Origin of the sequence: Aquimarina muelleri DSM 19832 (genome assembly GCF_000430665.1) — a bacterium.
Lineage (GTDB): Bacteria > Bacteroidota > Bacteroidia > Flavobacteriales > Flavobacteriaceae > Aquimarina > Aquimarina muelleri.
Genome location: NZ_AUML01000071.1, coordinates 1 through 6,508 on the forward strand (window position 1 = coordinate 1; position 6,508 = coordinate 6,508).

General features: G+C 29.0%; 7 protein-coding genes and 1 pseudogene. All 8 read right to left on the bottom strand.

Features of this window, described 5'->3' with window-relative positions:
• A pseudogene (locus tag H527_RS22625) lies at nucleotides 1-225 on the bottom strand (type VI secretion system Vgr family protein); the annotation flags it as partial.
• A gap of 381 nt (nucleotides 226-606) precedes the next feature.
• The gene (locus H527_RS0118240; protein WP_027413999.1) at nucleotides 607-1,239 is read right to left on the bottom strand and encodes a hypothetical protein; all 633 of its coding nucleotides are present in this window, start codon (nucleotides 1,237-1,239) and stop codon (nucleotides 607-609) included.
• A gap of 4 nt (nucleotides 1,240-1,243) precedes the next feature.
• A complete protein-coding gene (locus tag H527_RS0118245) occupies nucleotides 1,244-1,990 on the bottom strand; it encodes a hypothetical protein (protein ID WP_155837951.1) in 747 nt (248 codons plus the stop codon).
• Between the two features lie 185 nt (nucleotides 1,991-2,175).
• Complete coding sequence (locus tag H527_RS0118250) at nucleotides 2,176-2,646, bottom strand: hypothetical protein (protein WP_155837952.1); 471 nt, start codon at nucleotides 2,644-2,646, stop codon at nucleotides 2,176-2,178.
• A gap of 104 nt (nucleotides 2,647-2,750) precedes the next feature.
• On the bottom strand, nucleotides 2,751-3,488 hold the full coding sequence (locus tag H527_RS0118255; protein WP_027414002.1) for a hypothetical protein: 738 nt from the start codon (nucleotides 3,486-3,488) through the stop codon (nucleotides 2,751-2,753).
• A gap of 315 nt (nucleotides 3,489-3,803) precedes the next feature.
• Entirely contained in the window at nucleotides 3,804-4,319 is a 516-nt protein-coding gene (locus H527_RS0118260) for a hypothetical protein (protein WP_155837953.1), read from the bottom strand.
• A gap of 122 nt (nucleotides 4,320-4,441) precedes the next feature.
• Nucleotides 4,442-5,932 carry a hypothetical protein gene (locus H527_RS0118265; protein ID WP_027414004.1) on the bottom strand — a complete coding sequence of 497 codons (1,491 nt, stop codon included), beginning with the start codon at nucleotides 5,930-5,932 and terminating at the stop codon, nucleotides 4,442-4,444.
• 2 nt (nucleotides 5,933-5,934) lie between these two features.
• Nucleotides 5,935-6,508: type VI secretion system tube protein TssD (tssD, locus tag H527_RS24245; protein WP_162143832.1), on the bottom strand; the 574-nt coding region annotated here is incomplete at its 5' end.

The following is a 6,508-nucleotide window of genomic DNA, read 5'->3' on the forward strand; positions in this document are numbered from 1 at the left end:
TTCGTTTAGTCCTGCTACTTGTCCCAATGTTTTGGATTCGTTTCTGGCATCTTCTAAAGCGTTATAGCTAAAATCTGTACCAGTACTGGCAATGGTTTTTATAGAAATATTAATACTATCCATATCTGCACCATATTCTATAGCAATAGGGTTTGGTAGTGCAGGTTTACCAAAAACCAATTGTACCCCATCATAATACAACCATTCGTTATATTGTTTTGCCATACGTTGTATAAACTTAAAATGGGTTTCTCTATACTGGGTTTGATATTCTATACGAGAACTAAAAACAGGGGCAATCTGTTATTTGTCTATCATTTTGTAAATACCTATCATAATACACTAATATCATTGTTAATAATAAAGGAGGCATTAAAACTAAAATTATCTTTAATAACATTTTAATTGTATGTATTCTTTTTAACTGCCAAAGTATTAGTGGTACTGCTATTATAACTATGGGGAATAATAATGTAGTAATTAGAGAAGATTCTCGTGATTTTTCATTTATAGATATAAACATAGTACTGACATTTAATATTGTACCCCATACTAAAATACTAGCTAATAATAAGGTTGTAATATTTAATAGCTTTTTTTTTCACTCTAAAACTTAATCGGTAGTTCGATTTTTAAAGCTAATCGTACGTTTTCTCCTTCACTATTTTTTATCTCCTTACCTAAATTATCAACAAAAATAACGATCTGATCTTCTGATAATAAGCTATTAGTAAGTTTTGAATGTTTTATTTTGAAATCAGAAAAAGAACCAACTAAAAGAGTGTCGGTTTTGTTTTCAATCATTTCATCTATGTACGGTTTAAAATAAGCATCATTAAAATGAATAGTATCTTTTGCATAATGTCTAGTCTCTATCAAAAACTTTTTTATTTCTTTACCAAAAAGAAATATTTCGTCAAATTGATATGTTTTTGTTAACTTATTATTATTAATTATTGAATATAGAGGTGTAATACCTTTTCGCTCTAAACTATCAGGAAGATATTCATATCTTATCTCATCAATAGTTTGTCTTAATACTAAGTTATTTTTCATTATAAACTCGATCGGAATGTGAATAAAATGGATACGATGTTTTTTTAGAGTTTCATCATATTTCATTCTAAACATAACTTCACGAGCTGTTTCTATTTGTTCAATTTCTATATCTTGCTTACTGCTCTTACAACTTAGAAATACTGTAATTATAAATAGAAAAAATAAGTTTATATATTTCATATTATTATTGTTTGTATACAGAATCAATAATATAAATCAACCTTTCAGTTTTTTTATCATCAATTTCTTGTACCAAATACGTATAAAAAACTTCTGAACCAAAAACATCCTCACTTCTTGATTTTTTAAATTCTGATATGGTTTTGATTTCATTGTTCATTACTTTACAATGAGTTTCAGAAGGTATATTATCTAATAACTTAAAGCCAAAAACCTCTCTTTTGGAAGTATCTATAAAAAACCTTAATTCTCTTAACCCTAGTAATTTTACTTTTTCTAATTCTTCTTTATAATAATCTTTTATGTCATTTATCATGGGAGCTATTTTCTCTGTTACAATTACATCTGCTACCATAAACAACGAACTTAATGCCCCAGATAATGCCCATGTAAGCTCGCCTGTTGCAAAGATAGAGATTATACCTGCTGCCGAAGATGGTTTTGGTATTTCTAAGCTTGTAGAACCTTCTTTTGGGAACATACTAATCAAGGTTTGTGTAACACTTACATAATCTAAAAACCGTAATATCTCGCGCCCTTCTTTTAATCCAACGGTTGCAATATCCCCCGCATCTTTTTTATTAAAATACTCACTAAATTTTTTAGGATTTTTTATTTCTGTATTAGTCACATCGGTAAAACTAGCTGTACCTTTAATATAGAATTCACTTGCTTCTTCTGTTACGTACAACATTCTCTTACTATCATTTGTGTTAAGGTTTATACGTTCATAATATAGTTCGCGTTTCACCTTGTTAATTTCAGAAAGCGTACGCGTTTCTACAACCTTGAATTTGGTTACAATAAATTTTTCGATCGCCACATTTGGGTTTACACCTGTTGCAATATCTTTTGCTCTTTTAAAAGCAAATATAATTAGCTTCCCATTTTTATCATAGTACTCTGGTAAACTACTACCATCTACAGCGGGGCTATTTAATCCTCAAACAATTCTATATCCAAACTTTTATAGAAAAATCCCTTTTCTTTATTGTGTAATTTAAAATGAATTTTCCCTTTAATGCTATCCTTAATTTTTGAAATTGCCCACTTTTTGATTGCAGTGTTAATAGGTATATCGTATACTTTATTTTCTCCTTTTGATTGGGGGGAGAGGCTTTTATCAAGTAGATTATTTAATATAAGGTTATCTATTTTAAGTAAATACCCATAATAAATATTAAAAGAATCTTTTTGATAAGGTGGAATTTTAAATTTTTTAGGATAAATTAATGAATCTCTAAATCTATACAAACGGTAATCCCTTAAATTTCTACCGCTATGATGTCTATCAACACTATACCTTTCTACTAAGTGTAATGCATCAGTTTTATTATCATAAATAATTGTTTTTGGAAAACATAAGTACAAATAAGTAGAATCTTTACCGAATTTATCAAACACCATTTTTAATGGTTTATTTGTTTTTTTTGTTACAATTTCTAAATGAATTTGTGAATTAGAGTTACACGAAATTAAAATTAATGTAATTAATAAAAATATTATCTTTTTCATCTTAAAAAAATTGAGTCAATTAAATATTTTATTCTTCCATTTTCTTCTTTTGTATAATAAAAACAAGTATACCAGTTTTGTTTAATTCCTATTTTTGAAGTTCCTCTATTTCTATTAAATTCATCTAATTTTTCTAAAGTTTTAAATTCCCCACATAAAAGTTTTTCATAAGCTGTTTGGCTTACAAATTCTTTAACATCTAACTGCAACATTTTGGCACCATTATTTCCACTTTGTACCCATGCTAATGCAGAATTGAGACTTTTTGCTTTTCTGCGTTCCCATTCTAATAAAGATTCATTTTCAAACTCGTTTATAATCTCATTAACCACCTTGGTGGTTATAACATCTCCTGCCAAAAACAAAGGTGTCAATGCTCCGAAACCAGGAATTGCTTTTATTGCACCAACCAAGCCCATTGCACTTATTACTGATGATGGTTTTGGGATCTGCAACCCTTCTTCTGGTTGTTTAAAGATACTGGTTACAGTATTAAAAGCATTAATAAAATCTAATACCCTAATAGCTTTTCTTACATACTTTAAACCTACAACCACCCCGTTTTTAACATCATGGCGATTAAAATAGTCACTAAATTTCTTTTTACTTATGGTTTTAAACTCGTTTACTTTTTTCCAACTTGCTTTACCCTTGATTATAAAATTAGTGGATTCTTTGGTTTGGTATCCATAGCGCATACTTTCATTAGTATCCCAATTAACACGCTCATACAATAAAGACCGTTTAACTTTATTGATAGAGGATAATGTTTGGGTTTCTGTAATCCTAACCGTATTTATAGAAAAGCTGCTTAAATATGGATTAGGTATATAGGCATCAGCAATTTTTTCTGAAAAAAAAACATTATTTTCCTGATCGAGACAATATTTTTACTTGCATAATATTAAAAAAAATATTGCAAAAATAATACACAATACCATTAATAAATTGACAGTCTTTGAGTATGGAAGGATTAAATAAAAGCAACTAATTTTAATTAGGCAAGTATACAACCGAATAGCCTATGGAAGTATAAATTATTACCTGTTTTAGTATTTAATAGGTTTCCTTATTTGAAGTAACAAATTATCTTTTTCTCCTGTATTATATTTTACTTCTTCTACCTTTTTATTAAATAAGATTATAACTTCATCATCTGACAATAAACTCTGTGTAAGTTTTGAATGTTTTTGTTTAAATTCAGGTAAAGTTCCCATTAAAAGTGAATCTGTTTTGTTTTTGCGCATTTTATTAATAAATGGCGCAAAATAATCTTCATTAAAATTAAGGGTATCAAGCACTGTATGTTTAGTATATATTAGAAATTTTTTACCGCCCTTATCTATATATACATCATCAAAAAATAAGTTTAATGATTCAAATTTATTTTTTTTATATACATATAGATTAGCTGTTTGATTTTGAGAGTACTCGTTGAAAGGTTGATATAAATAAACAAGTTTCTCTATTTTTTCTTTTTTATAAGAATTGTTCTCTACTATAAATTCTATAGGAAAATTGATAGTAGATATTTGGTCTTTATCTAATTTCTTATTGTACTCCATTTTTAAAACAACTTGTTTAGTTGACTCTACTTGTTTTAATTTTAGAAATTCACTTTTACAAGTAATTAAAATTGGTAATATTAGTATCAGAAATAAAAATCTCTTTAGCATAATTTTAAAATTTATTGCATATATACGGAGTCTATTATTATAGTATCCCTCTCGGTTTCTTTATTTTCTATTTGCTGAATTAAATATGAGTAAGATACCCCTGAATCATCTTTATCTTCTTTTAATGACTTTCTAAAATCTTTAATTGTCTTTATTTTTCCATTCATTATTTTACAATGAGTTTTTAAAGAGATATTACCTATTACATCAAAACCAATAAGACCTTCTGTTCTTGTTGTATCTAAAAACAACCTAAGTTTACTTAGTCCTTGTCTTTTGGCATTCTCCAATAACAGCTTGTTATAGTCTTTTACATCATTCATTATTTTATTTACTTCTTGCGTCGCAATAACATCTGCTACCATAAACAACGAACTTAATGCCCCAGATAATGCCCATGTAAGCTCGCCTGTTGCAAAGGTAGATATTATACCTGCTGCCGAAGATGGTTTAGGAACTTCTAAGCCTGTAGAACCTTCTTTTGGAAACATACTTAATAAGGTTTCTGTAACACTTACGTAATCTAAAAATCTAAGAATCTCTCTACCTTCCTTTAATCCCTTTGTACCAATATCATTAACATCTTTTTTATTAAAATAGTCACTAAACTGCTTAGGTTTTTTTAATTCAATATCCGTATCTTTTGCAAAACTGGCTTTACCTTTAATATAGAATTCGCTAGTTTCTTCAGTTATATATAAATAATTTTTACTTTCATTAGTATGCAAATTCAAACTCTCATAGTATAATTCTCTTTTTACATTATTAATACCTGATAATGTTTTGGTTTCAGATATCTTAATTTTAGTAACTATAAACGTTTCTATTTTTGGGTTCTTATTATAAGCTACAGCAATATCTTTTGACCTTTTAAAAGTGAATAGTATAAGTTTACCTTCTTTATCATAATACTCTGGTAAACTACTACCATCAACAGCAGGCTTAATGTACAAATCTCTATCATTATAGCAAACCCTTAGATAATCCTCTTTTTTCTGAGGAAGTATCTTCTTTACTTTTGGACCTTTGTCGGTTACATATCGTACCCGCCAGTATAACTCTATGTTTTGATCTAATGAGAATGCATCATCATGGTCGTCTGCTATTACTGGCTCCCAACTTTCATCCAATAATAGTTCTACTGTTGCTATACTTTGCCCGTCTACTGCTCGTACTTTTGCCTTTTTCCAAACGGTATTATTAGGAAATTTTGAGGTATCGATATTATATTCATCAATATGTTCTCCTAGCCACCAAAAATAATCATAATCCATTAGTTGCATTTCTAGCTCCTCGCCTGCAACAATATCTTTGGTTTTTACATTAAAATACATGGTTTTACTAAGAGGGATGCTTATTTCATCCTCTCCCCACTCGTATCGTTCTTTTCCATCTTTATCATAACTCCACCATCCATCTTCAAATTGAGGTTCTAGTATATTAATCGTTCTGGAAGCGGTTTCCCCGTCCTCAAAAGTGATTGTAATTGTAGTTCTCGCCATAATTAAGATTCTTGTAATGGATATATCACCTCTAATTCTATTTGATGCAATTCGCTAGTAATAACAATATCTTTAAGGGTGTCGTTTTCTAAAACCTGCCCTTTGTATTTAAAATCATGTATTTTATCCTGTAGTTTAATATCCATTATATCGCCTATTCGGTTTTCTGTTTTTATGTGTAACAAAACAGTAGTATCATGCATAAATTCTTCGAGTTCATTACCCTCTAAGTCGGTTATATAGTATTCGGTTAATTTTTTACCCGTATCGGTATTCTCCAATGCCTGATATCCTTGTTGTTTACTTGGTGGGATATAGCTTTTGTTCCACCGTCTAATTATAGGGTGTCCATAATCTTGTATCGCAGGAGAAATCGTAATGGTAGTCAACATTGGGGTTTCGCCATTAGTAGCAAAAACCTCTCTATACTCTACTATGGCAGCATCATTAAATTTATATCTTTTTAAAGGGGGATTATCAAAAGAGTTAAAGTAAAATACCACCTCTCCTTCGCTTAAATAATAAAAATCTTCATTTTTTTTATTATGTACCGATGGCATTTGCATAAAGTACAAA